The 22,858-nt window shown below is 70.8% G+C and carries 19 protein-coding genes; 2 read left to right on the top strand and 17 right to left on the bottom strand.

Features of this window, described 5'->3' with window-relative positions:
* The first annotated feature begins 114 nt into the window (after positions 1–114).
* Positions 115–2,277: a BTAD domain-containing putative transcriptional regulator gene (locus E4K62_RS11135; RefSeq protein ID WP_135067442.1), complete on the top strand. Its 2,163-nt coding sequence runs from the start codon at positions 115–117 to the stop codon at positions 2,275–2,277.
* Positions 2,278–2,288: 11 nt separating this feature from the next.
* On the opposite strand, the gene E4K62_RS11140 is transcribed toward E4K62_RS11135, so the two are convergent.
* The 16 genes from E4K62_RS11140 to E4K62_RS11215 form a co-directional block, all read right to left on the bottom strand.
* Complete coding sequence (locus tag E4K62_RS11140; RefSeq protein ID WP_135067445.1) at positions 2,289–2,840, bottom strand: phage tail protein; 552 nt, start codon at positions 2,838–2,840, stop codon at positions 2,289–2,291.
* A gap of 1 nt (position 2,841) precedes the next feature.
* Positions 2,842–4,794 (bottom strand): putative baseplate assembly protein, encoded by a 1,953-nt coding sequence (locus E4K62_RS11145; protein ID WP_135067447.1) that lies wholly within the window; start codon positions 4,792–4,794, stop codon positions 2,842–2,844.
* The gene (locus E4K62_RS11150; protein WP_240742669.1) at positions 4,791–5,216 is read right to left on the bottom strand and encodes a GPW/gp25 family protein; all 426 of its coding nucleotides are present in this window, start codon (positions 5,214–5,216) and stop codon (positions 4,791–4,793) included. Before E4K62_RS11150 ends, E4K62_RS11145 begins: the two co-directional genes overlap by 4 nt.
* On the bottom strand, positions 5,216–7,033 hold the full coding sequence (locus E4K62_RS11155) for a VgrG-related protein (protein ID WP_135067449.1): 1,818 nt from the start codon (positions 7,031–7,033) through the stop codon (positions 5,216–5,218). Before E4K62_RS11155 ends, E4K62_RS11150 begins: the two co-directional genes overlap by 1 nt.
* Positions 7,023–7,781: a CIS tube protein gene (locus E4K62_RS11160; protein WP_135067451.1), complete on the bottom strand. Its 759-nt coding sequence runs from the start codon at positions 7,779–7,781 to the stop codon at positions 7,023–7,025. Before E4K62_RS11160 ends, E4K62_RS11155 begins: the two co-directional genes overlap by 11 nt.
* Before the next feature lie 9 nt (positions 7,782–7,790).
* Positions 7,791–8,231 (bottom strand): phage tail protein, encoded by a 441-nt coding sequence (locus E4K62_RS11165; RefSeq protein WP_135067453.1) that lies wholly within the window; start codon positions 8,229–8,231, stop codon positions 7,791–7,793.
* Positions 8,232–8,235: 4 nt separating this feature from the next.
* Positions 8,236–10,158: a hypothetical protein gene (locus tag E4K62_RS11170; RefSeq protein ID WP_135067455.1), complete on the bottom strand. Its 1,923-nt coding sequence runs from the start codon at positions 10,156–10,158 to the stop codon at positions 8,236–8,238.
* Positions 10,159–10,161: 3 nt separating this feature from the next.
* On the bottom strand, positions 10,162–10,320 hold the full coding sequence (locus tag E4K62_RS11175) for a DUF6760 family protein (RefSeq protein WP_135067457.1): 159 nt from the start codon (positions 10,318–10,320) through the stop codon (positions 10,162–10,164).
* Positions 10,317–10,745, bottom strand: coding sequence for a hypothetical protein (locus tag E4K62_RS11180; protein WP_135067459.1), 429 nt, complete (start codon positions 10,743–10,745; stop codon positions 10,317–10,319). Before E4K62_RS11180 ends, E4K62_RS11175 begins: the two co-directional genes overlap by 4 nt.
* Positions 10,745–11,188 carry a phage tail protein gene (locus E4K62_RS11185; protein ID WP_135067461.1) on the bottom strand — a complete coding sequence of 148 codons (444 nt, stop codon included), beginning with the start codon at positions 11,186–11,188 and terminating at the stop codon, positions 10,745–10,747. The genes E4K62_RS11180 and E4K62_RS11185 overlap by 1 nt, the downstream gene beginning before the upstream one ends.
* A 24-nt stretch (positions 11,189–11,212) precedes the next feature.
* Positions 11,213–12,775 carry a phage tail sheath family protein gene (locus E4K62_RS11190; protein WP_135067463.1) on the bottom strand — a complete coding sequence of 521 codons (1,563 nt, stop codon included), beginning with the start codon at positions 12,773–12,775 and terminating at the stop codon, positions 11,213–11,215.
* A 122-nt stretch (positions 12,776–12,897) separates the two neighbouring features.
* Positions 12,898–14,646, bottom strand: coding sequence for a hypothetical protein (locus E4K62_RS11195; RefSeq protein WP_135067465.1), 1,749 nt, complete (start codon positions 14,644–14,646; stop codon positions 12,898–12,900).
* A gap of 204 nt (positions 14,647–14,850) precedes the next feature.
* On the bottom strand, positions 14,851–15,546 hold the full coding sequence (locus tag E4K62_RS11200) for an eCIS core domain-containing protein (protein WP_240742670.1): 696 nt from the start codon (positions 15,544–15,546) through the stop codon (positions 14,851–14,853).
* A 146-nt stretch (positions 15,547–15,692) separates the two neighbouring features.
* Positions 15,693–17,741, bottom strand: coding sequence for an ATP-binding protein (locus E4K62_RS11205; protein WP_135067467.1), 2,049 nt, complete (start codon positions 17,739–17,741; stop codon positions 15,693–15,695).
* A gap of 1 nt (position 17,742) precedes the next feature.
* Entirely contained in the window at positions 17,743–18,423 is a 681-nt protein-coding gene (locus E4K62_RS11210; protein ID WP_135067469.1) for a Pvc16 family protein, read from the bottom strand.
* 153 nt (positions 18,424–18,576) lie between these two features.
* Positions 18,577–19,203: a response regulator transcription factor gene (locus tag E4K62_RS11215; protein ID WP_240742671.1), complete on the bottom strand. Its 627-nt coding sequence runs from the start codon at positions 19,201–19,203 to the stop codon at positions 18,577–18,579.
* A 206-nt stretch (positions 19,204–19,409) separates the two neighbouring features.
* Between E4K62_RS11215 and E4K62_RS11220 the strand changes: the two genes are divergently transcribed.
* The gene (locus tag E4K62_RS11220) at positions 19,410–19,727 is read left to right on the top strand and encodes a PAAR domain-containing protein (protein WP_205805749.1); all 318 of its coding nucleotides are present in this window, start codon (positions 19,410–19,412) and stop codon (positions 19,725–19,727) included.
* A gap of 25 nt (positions 19,728–19,752) precedes the next feature.
* Here E4K62_RS11220 and E4K62_RS11225 read toward each other — a convergent pair whose 3' ends face one another.
* Positions 19,753–22,857 carry a GH92 family glycosyl hydrolase gene (locus E4K62_RS11225; protein WP_135067471.1) on the bottom strand — a complete coding sequence of 1,035 codons (3,105 nt, stop codon included), beginning with the start codon at positions 22,855–22,857 and terminating at the stop codon, positions 19,753–19,755.
* Position 22,858 lies beyond the last annotated feature (1 nt).

Here is a 22,858-nt window from a genome sequence, read left to right on the forward strand (position 1 = left end):
CGGGAGGGACGCTGTCGCGCGGGTGACGACGAGGACACAATGGGGGTTGTGGAGGCCAGGCTTCACGAGGGGTTCGAGGCAGCGCGGGCTGGGTCCGCGTCGCCCCCCGGACCGGTGCGCACTCCACCCGGCGGCAAGGTCGATGTGATCCGGCCCCGACTGCTGCGCCGCCTGGAGGCTCCGCGGGTGCTGTTGATCGCCGGCCGCGGTGCGGGGAAGACCACGCTGCTGCGTCAGCTCACCGAGATGCACGCCGACCACGACCGCATCACCGTCCTGGCTCTCGGTCCCCCGCACCGCCGTCCGGCCGTCCTCGAGGACGCGCTCGGGGCCGTCCTGGCCGGACGACCGGACACCATCGCGCTGGACAACGCCGAGCACGTCGTCGCGGGACCGGCCGCCGCCGTCCTCACGCGGCTGCTCGCCGCGCCCGAAGGGTTCCCCCGGATCGTGGTGGCGAGCGGCATCGCACCGGACTTCGCGCTCGCGCGCGCCGAGTTCACCGCGGTCTCCCTCGTGGAGGAGTGCGAGCTCGTGCTGCGCCTGGACGAACTCATGGCGCTCATCCGGCACGAGCTCGGTGTGCGCGTCGCACCCGACACAGCCGCGGGAATCCTTGATGCGACCGGTGGATGGCCGGCAACCGTGCGGCGGCTCCTGCTGCACGTTCAGTGCCAGGGTCCGGCGCGCACCGACGGCGACCTCCTGGACGCACTGGCCGATCCCGGCTGGCGCGAACCGCTGTCCTCCGGAGCCGGGGGTGCCGGCCAGGCGTGGCGGCTGCCGAATCCCCCGCCGCGAGCGGACCCCGGCGCCGCCGCGGCGCTGCTCCCGCCGCGGGTGTTCCGCGCGGTCCAGCCACTCGCGGGCGGCGACGTCGTCGGCGCCACCCGTCTGCTCGATGCCCTCGTCCGATGCCCCGCCGATTCATGGGACGCGTGGGCGGCGCGGCTCGCGCTGCTCATCATCCGCGCTCCCCTGCTCGGGACCACTGCCACCGCCGACGCGCTGTTCCGGCTCGAGCGCGACGCCGCAGCGCGGGGCCTGACACGGTTGGCACGGCTGGTACGCGGAACCCTCGGCGCAGCCGCCGCGCTGCCCTCCGCCGACGCCGCCCTCCGGGACACCATCGCCGCCTGCGCGGCGGACGGCGACGCCGTCGGAGAGGCGATCCTGGAGGCTCTGGCCCTGCTGTGGCAGCTGCGGTCCGGCGTGGTGCCGCGCGAACGGGACGCGGTGCTCGATCTCGCGACGCGGTTCGACGCGCTCGGCTGCCCGGACGTCGCGGGATGGATCACCGCCGCGCTCGTCCTGGCGGGGATCGAGGGCGCCCACCTCGCGCCGCCCGAGCTCGATGGGAGGCGGATCGCGGCGTTCCAGGATCAGATGAGCCGCGGCGCGCGAGATCTCCTCGCCGCGGCCGAAAGCGAGGACGGCGATCGCTCCGGCCGGCTGCGCGCGTCCGCGCTGCGCATCGGCGTCCCTCGCCTCCCCGCCGCCCTGCGCCCTATCGAGCGCGCACCACGCCCGCGCGGCGCCGAGTCCGTGCTCCATTCGGCCGACGCGCCGGTCGTGCTGACGTGCTTCGGCTCGTTCCACCTGCGCATCGGGGGAAGGGATGTCGATGTCTCCAGCGTCCGCCCGCAGGCGCGCACTTTGCTGCGACTGCTCGCCCTGAGCGCCGGCGGGCCGGTGCACCGCGAGTGGATCGCCGAGATCATCTGGCCCGACCTGCCGTTGGACTCGGCGGTGCACGCCCTGCACGTGAGCGTGTCGAGCCTGCGACGCGCGTTGAACGCCTACGGGCATGGGACGGGCGGAAGACTCGTCGAGCGGCGCGGCAATGCGTACGCGCTGCGACTGGACCGCTTCGACCACTGCGATCTCGTGTCCTTCGATTCCCGTCTGACCGCCGCCACCGACGCCCGCGCCCGCGGGGACATCGACACGGCGGTGCGGCAGCTGGATGGTGCGGTGGAGCTGTACCTCGGCGACGTGCTGCCCGAGGACGGCCCGGCGGACTGGGTCGTCGGCACCCGAGAGCGGTATCGCGCCCGCGCCGCCGAGGCGGCCGCGGCCCTCGCGCTGCTGGAGCTGCGCCGTGCCGACACCTCCGCGGCGCTGCACGCGGCGGAGCGTGCGGTGGAGATCGACCCGTGGACGGACGCCGCGTGGCGCGCGCTCACGACCGTGCACCGATCCGCCGACGACCTCATCGCCCTCGCGCGCACCGAGGAGCGGTACCGCCGCATGCTCCACTCGCTCGGCGTGCGCTGAGCGCTCTGTCGTCAGCCGGAGACGGGCACCAGCTCGACCTCGAGATCGAAGAGCAGGTGGGCCGGCACCGACGCGGCAGCCGCACGGGCCAGGCGGGCGCGGTCCGCTTCCTCGAGCGGCACCGTGCTGGCCACCACGATCCGCACCCGCTGCTCTGGCGCGGCAGGATCCGGCACCGTTCCGATCCACACCCCGCCCCCGTCGGTGACGGTCACCTCAGCGGCCGGTCCGGCCGCGAGGGACACGGCATGCCGGATACCGGTGGCGGTGCCCCGAAGCCGGTGCAGCGTCGCAGCCTCGGCGATGAAGCGCCGCCGCTGCTCCAGCGGCCAGTTCTGGTCGAGCTCGACGTCGACCCATCCCGCCAGCCATTCCAGGAAGTCCGCCGGGGCGGAGAAGGGGTCGATATACGCCGGCAGGCTGTCCAGCACCGCGTACACCGGCGCCACCGTCGCGTCGAAGGCCGGCAGGAAGCGCTGCAGGAAGTCGTCGTCCTGCAGGATCCCGGGCAGCCGGTCGAGAAGGGGCGCCGGTGTGCCGAGGCCGGGGATGACACCGCGCATGTCACACCCCGGCGGTCACGCGGACCCGGTGTTCATACGAGAACGGGACCGACTCGGCGCCCCATTCCAGCCGCTGCGTCGGCTCGCCACGGGTCCCCTTGTCCGGATCAGCGGGGAACAGCAGCACCTCGTCGACGAGTTCGGTTCCGGTCAGGTTGTGCAGCACCGCGTGGAGTTCGCCGGCCGACAGCGGCCGGCCGAAGGGCCAGCCCGTGCCGTCGGCGCCGCCGGTGAGCGGATCGAGATAGCGGTACAGCGCCTGCAGCGCTGCCGTCCGCAGGCTCGCGACGGCCACCCGAGGACGGGCGGCGAGACTCGCCACGACCGTCACTCCGCGGTAGTCCGGTGTGCGGAGCAGGACTCGGGCACCGGCGGAGCGGCGTGGCTCCAGCTCGTCGCGGATCTGGGTCAGCAGCTCGGCGGACGGCTGCAGATCGGCCAGCTCCCGCCGGCCGTCCTCGCCGATGGCCACCCGAGGGACCACGAGCACGCGCACCTCGCCGGAGGCGCCGCTCTCGGACGCGGGGATGCAGTGCACCCGCGCGACGCCCGGCGTCGACCGTCGCACGAGCTGCTCGTAGTCCTCCGGAGTCACGGCGCGGTCGCGGGTGCGCAGGATCAACGGCCCGCGGACCTTCGCCTCCTCGACGGTCTCGCCGTCGGCTCCCCCCGTCGCAGCAGCGCGGTTCTCGCAGCGGCCCACGAACGGGATGCCGCTGCGGACGACCACGAGGGATCCGGCCGAGAGGTTCCCGACGAGGCCGCCGCCGATGCGATAGCGCCGCACCACCAGCGGCGCACCCTTGGGCGGGACGGCCCCGAAGGCCCGCAGGCTGCCGTCGGGCTCGCGGACGGCGGGCGGGAAGCGCACGGTTCCGCTGCTGCGATCGACGGTGATGCGCCGCTCGCCGGCATCGAGCCCGGCGAATGTGTCGGTCTCACGCCAGGACTCCCACCCCGCGCCGGCGCCCACCTCGACGATGAACTCCGTGCCGTCCGCGACGACCGGGTGAGCCGCCAGCGGGAACTGCTGACCGGGCACCCCCTCGGACAGTCCGAGGACCTCGTCGGCCACGGTGGTGGCGTGCACGGCGGGGGCGACCGCGCCCACCGCGTCTGCCGACGCAGACCGCACCACGGGTGATGCGCTGTACGTCGGCGCTCCCGAATCGGCCTCGATCAGGCGGCACCGCAGCCATCCGGCCCGCACTCCGCCCAGCGTCGCCGCCGCATGGCTGCGCGGCACCACGAGGAGCACCTCGCCGGCCTGGTTCAAGCCGCCGGTGCCGTCCGAGACCACGTCGCACGCTGTCCAGTCCGAGCCCGTGTATGCCTCCCAGCGCAGCGTGGGCGCGAGCGGGTCGACGCCGACGCCGCGCACGGCGCAGTCGAGGGTCAGCCGCACCGCCATCGCCCCGGCCGCGTCGTTCAGCCCGAACAGCAGCCCGTCGCCGACGGCGGGATTCGGAGAGAATGCGTCCAGCCGGCCGTCGCCCAACCGCGACGCCGACCGCACCGCGGGCTCCGCGTCAGCCGGCTGCGAGCCGATATGGGTGAGGCGGCGGGGCCGGACGCTGGTCGCGTCGGTCGTCGTGAACACGACTGCCGGCCGGTCCTCCGTCCGTCGCGTGGCCGCCTCGGTACCACCGGGGATCGTGACGTCGTGCGGTCGCGGCGCGGTGAGCCAGAAGACGATGTCGGTCGTGGCCGCGGCGGGAGGATGCGGCGACACTCCCAGCAGGTTCAGGAACTCGACGTACAGGCGGTCCGGCACCCGGTTGAGGCGGTAGAGGAGCTCATCGACCATCTGTGCGAACGCCTCGAGCAGCGTCACTCCGGGATCGGACACGTTGTGGTCGGTCCACTCCGGGCAGGAGACGGCGATGAAGCGCTTGGCATCGTCCACGAGGTCCTGGAAGCGGCGATCATCCAGACGCGGTGCGGGAAGGGTCATGACGCCGTCCTTTCATGCTGGGGGATGACATAGAACGGGAACACGAGGTTGCGTGGGTCGTTCGTACCGCGGATCTCATAACGGACGTCGATGAGCAGTACCCCCTCGGTGCTGCGCTCGAGCGAGACCGCCACGCCGACGACGTCGATGCGCGGCTCCCAGAACCCCAGCGCGTCGCGGACCGCGTTGCCGATGGCGCCGGCCGTCGTCGCATCCGCGGGCGCGAACACATACTCGTGCACAGCGCAGCCGAACTCGGGTCGCATGGGCCGCTCCCCGGGGGCGGTCGCCAGGATCAGACGGATGCTCTCCTCGATTTTCCGATCGCCCTCTGACAGGGCGATGCGCCCGGTCGGATCGGTGCGTACGGGGAACGACCAGCCCCACCCGACGAACTCCTGCGCCATGACCGCTCCCGCCATCAATTGATTAGGACGGTCGCGCCGCGCACGGTGGTCACGCCGTCGGAGGTCACCGTGGTGGCACCGGCGCCGGCGAGCGTCAGCTGCGCGCCGGTGATGTCGGCGGACGCCGTCGCCGCAACCTCCAGGGTGGCACCCTTCACAGACAGCGCACCGGTGGCCTCGATCGCCACCGACGCCCCACGGATGGACACGGCGCCGGACGAGGTCGAGACCGCGACATCCTGTTTCGCGGTGATGGTGATGGGGCCTTCCGCGAGCAGCGCGATGCCCCGCTCGGCGGTCTGGGTCAGCGTCAGCTTCTGCGTGCCGTCGGATGTGGACAGCTCGACGCGCTCGTCGCCCGGCGCTTCCACGAACTCCAGGCGCATGCCCGTCCGCGAGGTGAACGACCGCCGCTCGATGCGGCCGCCCGACGCCACGTGCGTGTTCCACCCGCCGTGGGGCAGGTCGTGGCCGTTGTACAGGTTGCCGAGCACCACCGGACGGTCGAAGCGACCCGAGTCGAAGGCGACGAGCACCTCGTCCCCCACCTCCGGCAGCAGTGCCCATCCTCGTCCGTCGCCGGCGCCCGGCTGCACCGTCCGGGCCCATCCGCTCACGTAGTCGTCGGATCGGGTGGGGAACGAGAGCCGCACCCGCCCGCGCTGCTCCGGGTCGGCGGTGTCGGTCACCACGGCCTGCAGCACTCCGGGCAGGGGCGCATCGGCGGGCGCGGGCGATGCGGACACCAATCCGAACAGCGAGCGGTCGGAGGCGTTGCTGACGACGACCGTGGTGGTGTAGCCGAGCCGGGAATCGAAGTCGTGCACAGACTCGGTCGCCGTGTAGCGCCCGTCGAACGGCGCGCCGAACCCGGTCAGCGCGATCGCGGTGCCGCATCGGATGACCGGGTTCCCGAGGATGTGCGCCTCGACCTCGGCGAACCCGCCCGCGATGCGGTCGGCGAGGGCAGCCGCCAGCAGGTCCTGGTCTGCGGGGGTGCCGCTTCCGTTTCCGCTGAGGTACGGCGAGCCGCCGAAGCCGTCGGCAAGCCGCGCCGGGTCGGCGTCGGGCAGTTCCGCGCTCCGCGTGCGGGCTGCCGCGGTGGACACGACGGCTGCCTTGGACTCGGCATCCCACCCGCGGACTTGCACTTCGGGCACCTGCTCCGCGCTGGTCACCGTGGCGCGCAGGTAGAGGGTGTTGACGCCGTACTGCAGCACGACCGGATCGTCGCGGGCGCCCTCGGCGCCGTCGGGGGCGTCGCCCGCGTCCGGGGGTGGACCGAAGTCGAGCTTCCCCTCCCTGACGTCGAACACGCAGCCTGCTGCATCCGCCAGCCGCCGCAGGAAGACCCAGTCGCTCACGCCGTCCTGCGCGACATGTTCCAGCACGGCGGTCGGCGCCGAGATCGTCCCGGGCGACAGGCCCGCGCGGCGGACGACGATCGCAACGATGTCGGCCACGGTGGTGTCGAGATAGGCGGCGACGTGGCGGTTGCGCAGCAACCGGTGCGACCGATCCGCACCGCGGACGCGGGTGCGCAGCGATCCGCCGATGTCCTCGCGTTCGAGGGCCGTGACCTCGGCGGTCAGCAGCGGCTCCGGCGGTTGAGGACCGTTCGCCGAGGCGATCAGCCGCACGACCGAACCGATGCGCAGCGACGCCTTCTGCAGCAGGGTGCCGTCGCTGTCGACGAAGTCGAGCTCGAATGCGTCCGGGAGACCCGAGGCGTCGGTGATGCGCCCCCGCTCCAGGAGCCCCGCGAGCTCGGCAGGGAGCGGCGTTCCGTCGACCTCGACGGTCAGCAGGCTCGTGTAGGCCTCAGTGTGCACGGAGCACCTCGCGCAGGGTTCTGCCGCGCGTCGCCGCGCGGGCCATCTCGGTCGCCGACGGCAGGAGCAGGACGGTGCCGGGGCGCAGCCGAAGCGGATCGTCGATGCCGTTGGCCTCGGCGACCTCTCGCCACAGCTCGGCGTTGCCGTACTCGCGGTAGGCCAGGAGCGGCAGCGAATCGCCCTCGCGCACGACATGTGAGCGGCGGGGGGCGATCCCGCCGGACGTCGGGTTCTGCTTGCGCTTGGGGTTGGCGAACTCCTCGAGCGCGACCGTGCAGACAGCGCGGAGGGGCCGACCGTCCGGGGAGAACAGCGTGTACCGGGCCGAGACCGACGTCACGTAGCCGACGAAGCCGCTGAGCGTCCCCCACATGAAGCGCACCCACGGGGCGGAGGGCTTGCCACCGGTCTTGGATCGCGCCGTGGGCAGGCACGTCTCGAACAGACGCTCCACGCTCTTCACCACGAACTCGTCCTGCGCTTTGCTGGCGTCCAGGTACATCTCGACCGTCAGCTTCTGCGCATCCGGCCCCAGGTACGTCACCGGGCCGGCTGCGCCCGAGTTGTTCTGATTCTTCTTCTCCCACTTCGCCGTCTTGGCCATCGTGAGCTCGCGGGGGTTGAACTGGAAGTCGATGGCGAACTTGAACGGCCCGAGCTTGCCCGGCTCGGGGCCCGGTTCGTGCACGTCGATCCGCGCGTGCTCGAGCTTGGAGGTGTCGGAGGACGTCGAAGTCAGCGGCATGGCCTGCTCCTAGTACTTCGAATTCGTGTCGGTGAAGCCGTGATGCGCGATCTCCAGCGTCTCGGTGACGACCTTGGGCTGATCGGGGGCGAACGAGGGTCCCGTCCACCGGACGGGCACGACGTCAACGAGGGACCAGGCGGCGATGGCGTCGCCGGACGCCGTCATCGCGCGGATGGTGCCGGCGCTGCGCGTGAAGCCGGTCGTGACGCTCAGCAGCCACTGCAGTACCTTCTCGGACTCGGGTCCGAGCGGCCGGCTCAGCTTGACGTTGGGGTACTTCAGGCGGGTCGGGAACTGCCAGACGAAGCTGTTGTTGCCGCCCTCTTCCCGCGACTCCAGCACCACCTCGACGCCCAGACCCTCGCACCCGGTGAAGGCGCCGAGCTCGGCGTCGTCCAGTTCCACGACGTAGCGGACGCTGACCGCCGTCTCCACATCGAGGGCCATCTCGTCACACTCCGTCGATTCGGACGCCGCGGCGCTCGCGGTCGGTCAGCAGTTCAGCCCGCAACCGACGCACCATCGCGGGGTACAGCGCAGCGGCGAGCGCGTCGACCTCCTCCGGACGCGTCGGCACGGCCGCCGGCGCGGCCGGTGCGGGCACCGCGCCCGCCATGACGGACGCTGCGAGTCCGGGGTTCGGAGCCGGGGCGGCCTCCGGGGCGGGCGCCGACGCGGCATCGGCCTCACCCTCGCGAAGTTGCTGCACGCTCGGGTGCCACCCGGCTCCCGAGAACGCCTCGCTGGTGGACGGGACCCGGGGATCGCCGACGCGAGCGGAGCGGGTCGCGAGCCGCTGCACGAGCGCCGTCGCGTGGGTCGGAGCGCCCACGGGGATCGGGTCCGGCGGCTGCGGCGCGGTGGCCGGGCGCGCGGGCACCAGGGCGGCGCGCTGAATGTGGAGCGCGGCGGCCCCCGGGGCTTCGGGCGGCTGCTCCGGAGGGAGGGGCGCAACGAGAACCGGGGGGCGGAATCCCACAGCGGCGGACCCCGGCGCAGTGCTCTCGGGCCCGCGCGTCGAGAGCTGCACCGCTGGTCGAACGACTGCCGGTGCCCGAACCCGGGGCGCTCGCCCCACCGCCGTCGCGCCCGACCGGGGCAGCGATTCGGTCCTGACGGTGCGCTGCAGGACGGAAGGGGCGGGGGACGCCTGCAGCAAAGGCTGCACGTCCGCCTGGCTCGTCGCCGGCGTGACATCGACCTCGATCGCCTCGGCCGGTGTCGCGCTGCCCGCGGCGGAGACGTCCGCCGCCCCTTCCCACCGACTCGCGGGCGTCGCCTCCGCCACGGCAGGGGAACCCGATCGCGATGGGTCGCCGTCCGCGTGCCGGCTTGCGACCGGCGCGGCCGGAAGGGGTTCGGCGGGGAGGCCGACGGAATCGGTGGTGGACGCGCGCGGATCCCGTGTTGCCGGCACGTCCGCGGAGCGGCCGACGACAGTGCGCCGCTGGATGAGCAGAGGCTCCAGGGCGTCTGCGGTGGGCGGGGCGGCCGATGGTGAGGTGTCCGGCGTCGCGGTGATCGACGGCGGCGGTCCCCCGTCCTGCACGCCTCGCGGACGCGTCGAGGGGAATCTGCCGGCCGCGGTCGGGATCCTCGCCACCACACGCGGCTCGGGTCCGCGGGACGCACCCGAGCGGGATACGGCGGGAAGATCGTGGCCGGAGACGGCCCTCGGCGGGATGGACCCCGCAGGCGGGAGCAGCTCTGCATCGCGGGTCGTCGGCGACGGGCGTGACGCGGTACCGCCATCGGCTGCGGCACCGCCATCAGCTGCGGCATCGTCCTCAGCATCGACCTCGACGCCCGCGTCGCCAGCGGCATCGACCGCGAGCCGGCGGGACACGACAGGGGCGGGCCCAGCCCTCCCCGCCGACGCGCGAGGCTGCTGCCCCGGGGAGGAATCGGCGGCGGGCACCTGCGTCACCGTCGTCGCTTGCGGAGGGGAGGACGGCTCCGCGCTGCCCTCCCCGGCGTCGGAGACGGCGTCGAGACCGGGCTCGGAGGACGCGGCCTCGCGCTGGGCGACGGCAGGCACCGGTTTCCGAGCGGGCCCGCTCGTGTCCCCCGCGGTGCGGCGGAGAGCGAGATCCGAGAAACCGGAGGAAGCGGCTGGGCTCCCGGCGACGGGGTCCAGGTCGATGGTGCCCCCCGGCGCATCGCCGGTGCCGTGCACCGCCGTGCCGCCCAGAAAGGACGGATCGGTCCTGAGCGGCAGCGACGGCAGGAAGTCGGCGGCGAGCACGCCGGGCGAGCCATCCGCGATCGTGGTCTGCACCGGCGGGAAGAACGCCCATCCGGCCGGCTCCGGCGGGGCTCCGGCGGGAACGGCGGGCGCGGCCGTGCGCGCCGTGCGCTGCCACGGCCAGCGCACGGCTCAGTCCCCCTCGCTCATACGCCGGTTGATCTTCGCGATCTCGGCGACGTAACGCTGCCGCTGGGGGTGCTCGAGGTCGAGGATGTCGTTCAAGGACCAGTGGAAGTGGTAGGCGACGTACGCGACCTCCTCGTGGATACGGCCGGCCGCGTACGTCATGATTCCCCCAGGCGCCCACCCGCGAGGTCGGCGGTGAACCGGTGATCGCACTCCGGGCAGGTGATGGCGATCCGCGTCGTGCCTTCCGCGTTGATCTGCCGGTAGAAGGCCTGCAGGAACGCGACATCCGACGCGAACATGTTCTCCACGACCGTGCCGTCGATGGTGGCGAGGGCGCCGAGGGAGGTGATGACGCGGCCCAGCAGCACGACCGTCGTGTACGCAGGATTCTCCTGCACGCGGGCGTCGTAGAGCGGAAGCAGCTCGTCACGTGCGGTCGCGAGCCGCATGACGCCGGAGCGATGCACCCGGCCCGCCGAGTCGAGGTACCCGCGGGGCAGCTCGAACGGGAACTCGGTGCGCATGGCCGTGTCATCCGAGGCCGCCGGGGCAGTCGAGGGTGCCGTGGCGAGGACGCGCTGCATCACGCCACGCTCGATTCGTCGTAGCAGACGGTGAACTTCTCCGTCGCCTGCTCGGTCGCGCCGGCCTTGAGGCTGTTCAGCTCGACGCTCTGCACCCAGCAGTTGACGAAGTTGTAGGTCTTGATGGTCTCGCCCTTGTAGTCCAGCAACGCCACCGATGCGGTCTTGCGGGCGCCGGCGACATCCCCCTCCATCACGACCTTCAGCCAGTCGGTCACTGTCTTGGAGTCGGTGAGGCCCCGCGTGACGGTGAACTGCCCGGCCTTGGGACGCCCGATGAGCTGGCGGACGATGTACTTGCCGTCCTTGGTCTGCTGCTTCAGCTCGATCTTGTCGACCTCGGTCTTCAGACCGGAGACCTCGACGACCTTGGGGATCTCGATGCCGTCGATGGTCACGGTGAACGCATTGGCGGGCGATGAGTCGAACGGATCCATTGCCATGATTCCTCCTCGATGCGGGTTCGGTCACTCGGTGACGATGCTGGTGCCACCGGAGAACTGCGACAGCTCGAATACGACGAACTCCGCCGGTTTGACCGGCGCGACGCCGATCTGGCAGATGACCTGTCCGGCGTCGACGATTTCGGGCGGGTTGGTCTCTTCGTCGCACTTGACGAAGAAGGCCTCCTCCGGCGTCCGGCCGAAGAGCGCGCCCTTGCGCCACTCGTTCAGCAGGAAGCTGGAGATCGACCGGCGCAGCTTGCCCCACAGCGCGGCGTCGTTCGGCTCGAAGACGGCGAATTGCGTGGCGCCGAGGATCGACTTCTCCAGATAGTTGAACAGGCGCCGGACGTTCACGTACCGCCAAGCGGCGTCGCTGGAGAGGGTGCGCGCTCCCCAGACGCGGATCCCCTGGCCCGGGAACTTCCGGATCGCGTTGATCCCCACGGGGTTCAGCAGTTCCTGCTCGATGCGTGTGAGCTGCGTCTCCACGGCGACGACGCCGCGGATGATCTCGTTGGCAGGCGCCTTGTGCACGCCCCGGTCGTTGTCGTTGCGCGCCCACACCCCGGCGATGTGGCCGGAAGGCGGGACGAACTGATTCGTCCCCGACATCGGGTCCAGCACCTTGATCCAGGGGTAGTAGAGCGTGGCGTACTTCGAGTCGTGGGCCGCGTCCGCCCGCCACGTCGTGATCCCTTGGGCGCTCAACCCCGGTGGCGGATCGAGGATCGCGAGGCGGTCGCCCATGAGCTCGCAGTGTGCGACCATCGCCGATTGCACGGCCTGCACCGTCTCGAGGTCGATCGCGCCCTGCTGATACGCCGCCATCAGGTCGGGCACGGCGACCATCGTCACCTCCTCGATCTCCTGGAGGCCGCCGAATCCGGTGCGGTCGGCGGGATCGCCGATGTAGTCGGCAGCGCGCAGCCGGTCCACGGCGAGCGGCTGCGGCTCGGGCTCGGGCACCGCCAGATCGAACGTCCCGGTCGCAGGCTTCAGTGCCGCGCCCTGGGCGACTTCGGTCACCGTGACGAGCTTGGACTCGCTCGACACCTTCGTGACGATGTAATTCTCGGTTCCGGGCTTCGTGGAGACGTTCTCCCAGACCTCCGGCGCACGCCCCTCCAGGATGACCGAAACCATGAATTCGTCTTCGGCGGGCGCTTCACCCCCGGCCGGGCTCACCTCCACCTTGACCGGCTTGGCGTTGGCGGCGGCGCTCTTGGCCGTGATCGCATAGCCGCCGATGGTCACCGTCGGTGCGGCATTCACGGACTTCGCGTCCTTCTCCTTCTTGCTCTCCCGCCCGGGGCCCTGCTCCGACGTTCCGATCCGGACGATGTAGCAGTTTCCGCCCCCGTTCAGGAAATAGCCGTACACCGCGTATGCGAGGTAGGCGCCCGCGTACAGCCCGCCGAACGTGTCCACGTACTGCGTCCAGTTCGACACGAGTGTCGGCTGGTTCTGTGGGCCGTCCGGCGCCACACCCACGAAGGCGGCGACGGCGGTGCCGACACCTTCGATCGGCCGCGTCGCCGCATCGACCTCGTGCACGTAGACACCGGGAGATAGATAGGTGGGCATCTCCGACTCCTTCACTCAGACACATCCGTGCCCTCAGTGTTCGACGGCAGGTGCCCAGGGTGAGAGTCCGTCGGGCCGGGCGTGCGGGTACCGGCCCGTGCGCGAAAGGGCAGGGTGGCGAATCAGCGCGTCCCGGGCGCAAAGTTCACGCCCTGGTCATTGAGCTGATGGCGGACGACAAACCCCTCGACGACGTCTGCGGGCCAAATGGAACCCTGCTTGCGCAAGGCCTCGAGATACTGCTGATTCTGGGGCGCGTCGGTCAGGACGAGGTTTCGCCCTGACTTCGCCAGCCACGGGTTATCGGATAGCCGGATCTTGTGCTCGAGGTTGAACGGCTCGAACGCTTCCGAGCCGTCGGCCCTGACCACCTTGATGCGCAACGTGCCCCGAGGACCAGCCTGCGCGTCGCCCGCGGCGACAAGCTGGTTCTCGATCGCCCTAAGTTGGGGATCCGCCCGCAACTGCGGCATGACCTTTTTCTGAAGGTTGCTGTAGTCCTTTCCAGCGAGGTCGCGAGCTTCGCGGATGATGTCGTTGCCTCGCGTCCGTTGATTGGGTGTCAGGGTCGGCGCGTCACCCACCTCCGTCCGCAGATCGTCGAACTGTTTCGAGAGCTCGGCCAACCTGGCACGGCCAGGTGTGCTGCGTTCGCGAGCGATCGTCCGGGTGACGACGTCGGGGAGGCGCTTGTTCGCGGTCGCCTCATACCGTGCGACGAGTTCTGGGTTGGCCACCCGGACGTTTCGAGTCTGAGGCGTGTGGGTCTCCGGCGCCGCGGGGGCTCCGGCCTTGCCTGCGACCGCGTGACCGATGAGTCCGGCGATGCCACCAACGATCAGGTTCACCACGACATTCCGCAGGAGTTGTTCCATCGTCGCTTGTCCACGTAGGACGCGCACGCCGTCGGTAATCGCCCCTTGCACCATGCCGCCCGCGGAACCTGAGACCACAGAGCCGACCGCCTTCACGAGTGTCTCCTCCGCGACGTCGGTGAACAAGCCGTTAGCGACAAGAGATTTCGACAGAGCCGGAGCGAGGTAGGGTCCGAGCTTCGCGGCAACCGCGCCGCCGACTGCACCGGCCCCTGCGCCCACCACGGTGTCAATCGCGACGTTCTTAGCGTCTTTCCAGCCGACTTCATCACCGGTCACGACCTTGCCACCGACCGCAGCAGCACTCGACAGGAGGGCCGTCCCGCCGCCCATGATCGCGCTACTGGAGACGAGACCCAAGCCGAGCCCGCCGGCCGCGACGGGCGCAGCAAGAACCGCGCCGCCGGCAATCGCGAAGATCATGAAGCACACCGTTGAGGTGAGCTCCAAAGCGAGCACGGTGGTCTCCGCCGTGCCGATCTGGCGAGCGCGGTAATCAACGATGGCGGTGTGCGCGGCCTCGACTCTTTCCTGCGCCATTCGCGTGGCAGTCTCGGTCGCGGCGAGATCGTCCCCAGGCAGGGCGGCTCGCACGGCGGCCAGCGCGTTCTCGCCCGCGGCGATGAGCGGCTCTACCTCATCGAGGTTGATTCCCGTCCGCGCTGCCTCAAGGAACCATGCCACGATCCGCTGATCGGAGTTCAGTTTCTTCATGTCGGCGTAGAGGCCGGAAGCTGTTGACATCCGGGATTCCATCGGGCGCAGCACGCGCAGTCGGAACGTCCCTTTCAGGCCGGTCAAGAACGGCTTCCACTGGCTCTCCACAATCGCGTACTGCTGACCCTGATAAGTCAAGACATGTAACTTCTCTTCGCAAACCGCGGTCTCCGGCGGCGCAGCGGGACTGGCGTTGCGATCCTCGTCTACGGTCGGAGCGCATACAGCGGCGGCTGTGGCATCTTCTCGCTGCACCACGGAGCGCATGACTGTCGACATCGCGGCACGGTTTCCGCCCGACCGCTGCATCGTCAGTAGGGTGGACGGCGTTATCGCGGCCCCGTGCCACCTGCGGCTCAAAGCCGGAGCCGTCGCCCTCCGAACGCCGACTCCCGGCGTAGACGGTGAGGCGAGTTCCTGGGGCGTAGCGCGTGCTGTCAACATGACTGTTGGACCTCCGGGTGGAGACGGAAGCGGTCTTCCTCATTGGAGCAGGGTCTGTACCGGCTCCTCAGCCGAGAGTTCTTCCGGTTCCTCCCCAGGGTCATCCTCACGCTGCGCCACCGGCTCGGCGCAACAAGAATCTCGTTGCACCTGCGGCTCAGCCACCGCCGGACCGCTCAGAACGCGTGCGGCGTTTTCGACCGCGTCGCGCTCGAAGCGGTCATCAGGGCTGCTCACATTGATTCCGCCCTCCGCAGGCGTGCCCTCGACGGGTCCTTCACGCTGCTGCATCACGTGCGTCAGCTCGTGGGCCAATGTGGTTCTGCCCTCCGGCGAGCCGGGATCGTAGGCGTCACGCTGGAAAACGAGGTGTGGGCCCACGGTGTACGCGCGCGCCCCCACGGATCGAGCGGATTCGGACGCGTCAGTGTCCGTATGCACACGTACGTCCCCGAAGTCCGCGCCCATCCGCGACTCCATGTCGGCCCGGACGGCGCCCTGCAGGGTCTCTCCGCCCGACGAGATTGCGTCGAGCACCGGCGAACGCTCTTCTTCGATAACGCTGGAGGTGGCGGCGTTTCCCACCTCGCGCTGCAGGCGCAGGACCCCGGCTGCGTCCAGGACCGGGAGGTCTCGACTGCTGCGCCCGAAAGGCTGGCGCTCGTTCATCCGGGAGTTGCTGGCGACGCGGCGTGCGCTGATCTGCTCCGCAACCAGAAGGTCGACTGTCGGCACGACTCTCCTCCTTGTAGCTCCTTTCCGTCTGCTTACGCCACTCGGCGCGCGTTGTCTGCATCGAATGGGCACACGCGCGAGCATCCCACGGTGCCCCATCGAGCAGGCCTGCGCCCAGGATCGAACACCGCCTCATTCCTCCCTACTCACCGCGCGATGAGGGTCCAGTACTTGCCGAACTCGCGTTCGGCGGTGAGACGACCGAGCTTGCGGTATTCGCGCTGCACCGCCGTGATGACGTGCTCCATCGTCAGGACGCCCCCCGCGCCGGCCGCGAAATACGCCGCCGTCACGGCGGCTGCCCGGATCGCGCCGCCAGCCAGTTCGAACGCGCCCCCGAGGAACTGCAGGTCCAGGTCGTCGTCCCGCGGTATCCGCACCCCTAGGCACCGGTCCCACAGAACGGCGCGGTGCGCGGCATCCGGAAGCGGGAAGTCCACGACGACGTCGAGTCTGCGCGTGAAGGCCTCATCGATGTTCGCGCGGAGGTTGGTCGCGAGCAGCGCCAGGCCGTTGAAGCTCTCCATCCGCTGCAGCAGGAACGCGCTCTCGACGTTCGCATACCGGTCGTGCGCATCCTTCACCTCGGATCGCTTGCCGAAGATCGCGTCTGCCTCGTCGAACAAGAGCACCGCGTTCACGTCCGCGGCCGCGGCGAAGATCTTGTCGAGGTTCTTCTCGGTCTCGCCGATGTACTTGTCCACCACCGTCGCCAGATCGACGACGAACAGGTCGAGTCCGAGCTCCCCCGCGACGACCTCGGCCGACATGGTCTTGCCCGTTCCGGAATCGCCCGCCAGGAGAGCGACCACGCCATGCCCGCGGCCGCCGCCGGGGCGCATGGTCCATTCGCCGAGGACGCGCTCCCGGAAGCGGGCGCGCAGTTCGATCTCGTGCAGCGCGTTGAGCACCGCGGGGGGCAGGACGAGATCGGTCCAGCGCACCGCCGGCTCAACACGACGGGCCAGGCGGTCCAGAGCGGATCCGTTTCCGGCGCGGGCTCCGGCACCCAGGTGATCCGCGGTGACCGTGCCCGTCGGCGTCAGCGCCGCCTGCGTGCGTGCTGCGGCGGCGGCGCGGGCCACCTGCTCCGGCTTGAGCCGGAACTGCTCTGTGGCTCCCGCCACATCCACGCCGAACGCGGCGGGCCCCAGCGCCCCCTGCCACAGCGCGACCCGTTCGTCGATCGTGCTGGGAGGCACCTGCACGAGTGCCGGCAGCTGCTGCGTCCACGACGCGTCCCACGCGCCCTCACCGATCAGGATGGTCGGCCGGGACACGGCGTCCACCGCCGCGACGAGAGCCGGCTCGATGCCACCGACGACCGGCCCGGCCACGAGACCACATCCGCGCAGCCGGACTTCGCGCACCGCCGCACGCGCGAGCTGCACGGAGTCCGGGGCGCTTCGGAGCTTCTCGAGGTCCAGAACGAGACTGTCGCTGCCCACCGTCGACAGCGCGCGCACCGCCACGGACGTGCCGGATCCGGTGCTGGAGTCCCGCAGATACACGGAGCGGATGCCAGCACGCAGCGCCCGCACGATCTGCGCGGGATCACCCCACTCGGCCGCCAGCGGCTCAGCCAGCACGCCCGCCAGCGGCAGGTCGATCGTGTCGTCGCCGAGCAGGTGTCCGACGACACGATCGGGGACGCGGAGCATGCGCGCCGGCAGGGCTCGATCCGGCTCGTCGAGCGTGAGAAGGCCCCCGGCGAGGAGCGGGCCATGCAGCAGTCGTCCCCGATCGGCGACCAGGATCAGGGACGCGCCGCACAGCTCCAATGCCAGCCCGACCGTTGGGCGGCGCTGTGTGACGTCGTCGTTGAGGTACCCGAAGAAGCGCTCGAAACGTGGGTCCACGTCGGCGGCGAGCGCCACCAGAAGGAGTTCCACGTCGAGCGGCGAGAGTGCGAACTCCCGTGCCAGCTCGCGCAGCCGGGACGGGTGACCGGCCGCTTCGGCCAGATCGGCCTCCCGCTCGCTCGCGAGGAATGCCGCCGACGCATCGGGCTGCAGCGGCGGGCGGCGCTCGGTGTCCAGCAGGCGATCCACCATCTCGTCGCTGAGGTACAACCCCCGGAAGGGGTCGTCCGGCTGCGGATCGTCCGCGCGCCGCGCCGCCACGAGCCTTCGGATGCGCTCCTCCACCGCCGCGACGCGGCCCAGGAGATGCGCGGCGCTGGGGTCGCGGCGCATGTCAGCGTCGCCCGTCTCGAGGACGCGGGGCCCGGGGCGTCCGCGGGATGTCGGCAGACCGTGCTGGGTCCGGAGCCGCCGCTCGGAACAGCCGTTCCTCAACCGCGTCCGGCATGTTCTGGAACGTCGCTCCCACACCCTCGGTCACCGGCGCCCCCGCGGTCCGGGACACACCTGGGAGCACCGGTGCGAGGACCACGAGGTCCAGTGACGGCTTCAGCTCCCCACCGAGGGAGGACCACACATCGGCGAACGCACGGTCCTCCGGGGGCGGCAGCCCCACCGTGATCTGCACGGGCTGGCCGGTGTCGGCGAGACCACCCACGCGGAATTCGTCCGGCAGCGCGTCGAATCGCAGGAAGCATTGCAGGAGCTGATCCAGCAGCCGGTGCTCGTCATCGGGCCGCTGCGTCCATGCGGTCACGAGGTAGGAAAGCTTGAAATAGCGCGGCGCCGGGGTCCGTCCCACCACGATGCCGCGCGGATCCCGCCGTTCCAGGAACCCGTTCTCACGGCGGCGCGTGTCCTCCCGGATGTCGTAGAGGTACAGATCCACGGTCGGCGCGTTCCGGCGCGCGGCCCAGTCGGTCGTCGGCGCGTCGAGCACGACGTCCACGTCCGGGTCGGAGATCGCGTCGGTGCGCACGATCGCCCGGATGGCGTCATCCACCTCCCCGATCACGCGCCCACGCGCGACGTTCCGGTCGCATGGCGGATCATGCGCGCCTCCCCTCCTCGCCTCCATGGTCGCCACAGCGCGGTCGTGCGTGCGCGGAATGCGGGCACGGCGGCGGGCACTGTGCGGTGCCCTCTCGGGCAGCGCGATGCGCGGTGATCAGATGAGTCCTTCCCGCAGGGCGTAAGCGACCGCGTGCGACCGGTTGCGCAACTGCAACCGCGTCGTCACGTCGTGCAGGATGTTCTTCACCGTCCGTTCGGAGTACGACAGGCGCAGCGCGATCTGCGCGGTGCCCAGGCCCTCGGCGACCAGGCGAAGGACCTCCACCTCGCGTGCGGACAGGCCGTTGAAGGCGATCCCGCGCGGATCGAGGACGGTGCGCTGAAGCCTGCCGATCTGCTCGAGGAGGCGGCCCAGCATGTCTGGTGGGACAGCGCCCTCACCTGCGGCGGCGGAGCGGATCGCCGATACCAGCCGCTCCGGCGTGGCTTCGACGCGCCGGACGATCCCCACCACGCCCACTTCGATCGCGCGGACCAGACCCTGATCATCGAGGCTGGCAGGGATCAAGATGACCTTGGCGTCACCGTTGCGGCGCAGGAAGCGCAGGGTGTTCAGCGACTCCTCGTCCACGGCATCCACGAGCACCAGCACCACCTCAGGGTCCTCGTCCTCACGCGGAGAAACGACGCGGACCTCGGGACGGGGACGGAGCTGGCTGGACAGGCCAGCCTCCGAAATAGGGTCACGGGCGAAGACCCGGACCGCGATACGTGACATCATGTCCTCCTCCTCGGGGGTCGGCGAGCTGCCGGGCCCAGCCTGCTCCCCCGCACTCTTCGTGCACTCAACACCGGCTCAACGGGCACGCTGATTGCCCCCACCGCCGCACCGGCGATCCGGCCCCTTCCCTTCGGCCGGAGTATCGTCGCCGTACCGGAGGGCTATGCCCGGCCGGCGTTGCTCCCCCGCGAGAAAGGAGCCGGATCGTGCCCACCGGGCCTGCCCTGCGCGTCGGTGACATGGCCGCTTGCCCGCTGTCGGAGGGCGTCACGGTGCACATCGGCGGTCCCATCACGCCGGCGGCGGGCGTCCCCGCAGTCCTCATCGGCGGCATGCCGGCCGCGGTCGCGGCCGGCACCCCCGGCGGAATCGTGTGCGCCTCGCCCGCCCCGAACGGGCTGGCGACCGGCAGCGCGACGGTCCTCATCGGCGGGCGTCCGGCGGCGCGACTGGGCGATATGTCGATTCACGGGATCCCGGTGGGCCCCGGACCCGGGTGCACGACCGTGATCATCGGCGGCTGACGCGCTCCTGGCCCCTGAGCCGAATTCACCGGCGGTCGGTCGCTCCGGAGTCAGCGAGGATGACCTCCACCTGGCGTACGGTGCCGGTGCCACGGAACACGAACCTGGCCCCGCACGGGGGCGGCCCATCCACGCGCGGCGCGCTGAGCGGGCGGAGCTGCTCCGCCCAGGTGAAGGCGACGTGCCGGTAGGGGCGTGATGCGACGACGAGCCCGTGTTCGTCGAGCAGGTCGACGTCGAAGTCGATCGCCCCGGGCCCGTCGGCGGTCACGGTGACCATCGACACCGGCGCGGCCTCCGCGAAGCGAATGGTCAGGGCGTCACCCGGGGCGACCGCGACCGGGATGGCTGCCCGGTCATCGACCAGTGCTTCCAGCCCTGCAGACGTCCCGTCGGCGCGCGCGGGGTGCGCGAGGTCCTGGACCGGCTGCGAGAAGCCGTGCAGTGTGCGGGAGGAGATGGGGCGAGAGTGTCGGGCCCACCCCGTCGGGATGGACGACAGCTCGAAGTCGATGCGGCAGCCGCGTTGCAGGACGTCGTGACCGATGCTGATGTCGTGCCACTCCCTCCCGTCGACGCGGACGGAGGAGATGAACGAATCATCGGGGTCACCGCGGACGATCCGGATCTCGACCTCGTTGCCCCCGAAGGGACGCAGCACAGCGCGGCGCACGGACGGCGGCACCAGCACGTACGTGCCCGTGGCGGGGACCAAGGGGTACAGGCCGAGCGATGCGAACAGATACCAGGCGCTCATCTCGCCGTTGTCCTCATCGCCGGGGTACCCCTGGCCGAAGTCGGATCCGACGAAGAGCCGGTCCAGGCATTCCTTGACGAGCCGATGGGCGTCGTCGTGCCTGCCTGCGAACATGTACATGAAAGGGATGTGGTGCGCGGGCTGGTTCGACATCGCCAGCAGCCCCATCCTGGTGTCGCGTGCCTCGAGCATCTCATGGATGACCCTGCCGTAGTGGCCCACATTGGTTTCGCTGGCCGGTTCCGGGATCTCACGCAGTTCATCGAGGCGCGCGCCGAACGCTCCTTCCCCACCGTGTAGTTCGACGAGCCCGGCGCCGTCGTGCGGTGCGGTGAACGCGGTGCCCCAGGCATGGGTCTCGGTGTAGTCGATGCCCCATTCGAGGGCGTCGAAGGGCGTGCGCCAGCCCCCGTTGATGTCGCGCCCGATGAAGAATCCCCGCTCGCGGTCGAACACGCGCTGGTAGCCGAGGGAGCGCCGCGCGAAGTACTCGCGTTCGACGGCGAGTTCCTCTCGGCGCGGCGGGGAGTGTTCGGCACCGTGCAGCCGGTCGGCGAGGACGGCGATGCCCCAGTCGTTCAGCGCGTTGTCCAGCGACCAGGAGAGCCCCTCGTGGGTGGACGTCGGCGTCCATCCCAGGTACCGCGATTCCCGCAGCCCCTTGCGCCCGACCGCGGGGTCGGTCGCAGGCACCGTCGCCCCCTTCACCGCGGCGGCGTACCCGCCCGCCAGGTCGAGCCCGGGCAGATCCTTCGCGGCGAGGTCGGCGAACACGAGGTCAAAGGTGGTCCCCGTCATGCAGTCCTCGGCGGCGGGAGCACTCCACCTCGGGGTCCAGCCGGCGACGCGAGCGTGGTTCACGAAGCCGTTCGCGAGTGCGACCGACGCCCCAGGATGCAGGAGCGCCACAAGCGGCCATGCCGTGCGGTAGGTGTCCCAGAAGCCGTTGTTGACGGCGAGCGCACCGTGCTCGATCCGGCCGCGGTGGGAGGGCGAGCCGAACGCGAAGCCGCCGTCGGAGACGGGCTCGGAGTACCAGTTGGGGTATAGGAATGCACGATACAAGCCGCCGTAGAGGCTCGCCCGCTGCTGCTCGCTGCGCGCGTCGACGTCGAGAAGCCTCATGATCCGCGACCACTCTTCCCGCGCCGCGTGCTTGCGGTCGGCGAAGCGCACGCTCGGTCGTGCGTTCTCGCGGGCCTGGGCGGGGCTGACGGTGGACAGACCGACGACCGCCTCCACGACCTGCGCCCCATCGGCGAGGCGGAGGTGACCGCGCACGGTGTCGCCATGCTGCCGCACGTCGCTGCTGTGCACGTGCGAGAAAGCGCAGTGCACGAAGTAGGCGGGCTTGGCAGCGAAAGGGTGGAGGTGCACGTCGAGTTCGTGGCCGTCGGCGGTCGAGGACTGCGACAGCAGCGTGGCATCCCCGAGATGGTCGACGATGATCGACCCTTCCCCGCCGTCGAAGCTGAACCGCGCCGCGATCGCGAACTGGTCGGGGACGATCTCGGCGATGATTCCGCCGTCCAGTGCCACCTCATAAAGGTGCGGGCGCGCTTTCTCATCGCGATGCTCGAAGCCGAGTGCGCGCTGCGTGCGGTCCAGGGCCGGCTCGCGCAGCGGGCTGGGCATGAGCTGGAAGACGCCGTGGTCGCCCATCCACGGGCTGGCGATGTGCGAGGTCGCGAAGGCCTGTACCGCGGGCCTGCCGTCGTGAGCGCGGTTGTGCGCCGCCCAGGAGTACGGCCAGTCGCTCGCGGACGCGTCGGTCATGGGCACAGCGAAGACGCCACCGTGCGGGAGCCCGACCAGTGGCGCGGTGTTGCCACGGGAGAACGTCGGGGTGGAGTGGCTGCCGCGTCTCGTGTCGACCGTGTCCAGGTCGTCGACGGGCTCGCGCACGGGCACGAGGCCCACCTCGTCCAGGTACGCCCGCACCGATGCGCCGGCGCCTGTGCCCAGGGACGCGGTGACACGGCGGATGACGCGCCCCACGGCAGGCTCGAGCGACACCCGCCGGAGGTTCCACTGATCGGGCCAGAGCTTGCGGGCCGCCCCCTGTGCGTGCGCGGTGATGCCGTCACCGTATTGATCCACCGCCCCCATCCGGGACAGCTGCGCTCCGTCGGTGAACTCCACATCGACCGACACCGCCGTCGCCTGCCACCGGTCGTGAGGCGCATCGCCGGCGACCGGCAGCACGATCCAGACCAGTTCGGTGTCCGGTTGCACCTGCTGCCCGACGAGCTCGGTGGCGGCGATGACGGTGACCGCACCTGCCTCGGCGTCGAGGAGCAGGGGGCGCCGGGCCGAGTACCCTGCCCTCGCCCGCCCGGTCAGCGATGTGGGCCCGGGATCGGTTCCGGTCATC

The sequence above is a fragment of the Microbacterium wangchenii genome, from assembly GCF_004564355.1.
Taxonomy (GTDB): domain Bacteria; phylum Actinomycetota; class Actinomycetes; order Actinomycetales; family Microbacteriaceae; genus Microbacterium; species Microbacterium wangchenii.

Coding starts and splice junctions, on each gene's coding strand:
- E4K62_RS11140 (WP_135067445.1), bottom strand. CDS start 2,840: ATGCGCGGTGTCATCCCCGGCCTCGGCACACCGGCGCCCCTTCTCGAC.
- E4K62_RS11225 (WP_135067471.1), bottom strand. CDS start 22,857: ATGACCGGAACCGATCCCGGGCCCACATCGCTGACCGGGCGGGCGAGG.
- E4K62_RS11160 (WP_135067451.1), bottom strand. CDS start 7,781: ATGCCGCTGACTTCGACGTCCTCCGACACCTCCAAGCTCGAGCACGCG.
- E4K62_RS11145 (WP_135067447.1), bottom strand. CDS start 4,794: ATGACCCTTCCCGCACCGCGTCTGGATGATCGCCGCTTCCAGGACCTC.
- E4K62_RS11205 (WP_135067467.1), bottom strand. CDS start 17,741: ATGCGCCGCGACCCCAGCGCCGCGCATCTCCTGGGCCGCGTCGCGGCG.
- E4K62_RS11180 (WP_135067459.1), bottom strand. CDS start 10,745: ATGCAGCGCGTCCTCGCCACGGCACCCTCGACTGCCCCGGCGGCCTCG.
- E4K62_RS11185 (WP_135067461.1), bottom strand. CDS start 11,188: ATGGCAATGGATCCGTTCGACTCATCGCCCGCCAATGCGTTCACCGTG.
- E4K62_RS11190 (WP_135067463.1), bottom strand. CDS start 12,775: ATGCCCACCTATCTATCTCCCGGTGTCTACGTGCACGAGGTCGATGCG.
- E4K62_RS11215 (WP_240742671.1), bottom strand. CDS start 19,203: ATGATGTCACGTATCGCGGTCCGGGTCTTCGCCCGTGACCCTATTTCG.
- E4K62_RS11175 (WP_135067457.1), bottom strand. CDS start 10,320: ATGACGTACGCGGCCGGCCGTATCCACGAGGAGGTCGCGTACGTCGCC.
- E4K62_RS11165 (WP_135067453.1), bottom strand. CDS start 8,231: ATGGCCCTCGATGTGGAGACGGCGGTCAGCGTCCGCTACGTCGTGGAA.
- E4K62_RS11195 (WP_135067465.1), bottom strand. CDS start 14,646: ATGTCGACAGTCATGCGCTCCGTGGTGCAGCGAGAAGATGCCACAGCC.
- E4K62_RS11150 (WP_240742669.1), bottom strand. CDS start 5,216: ATGGCGGGAGCGGTCATGGCGCAGGAGTTCGTCGGGTGGGGCTGGTCG.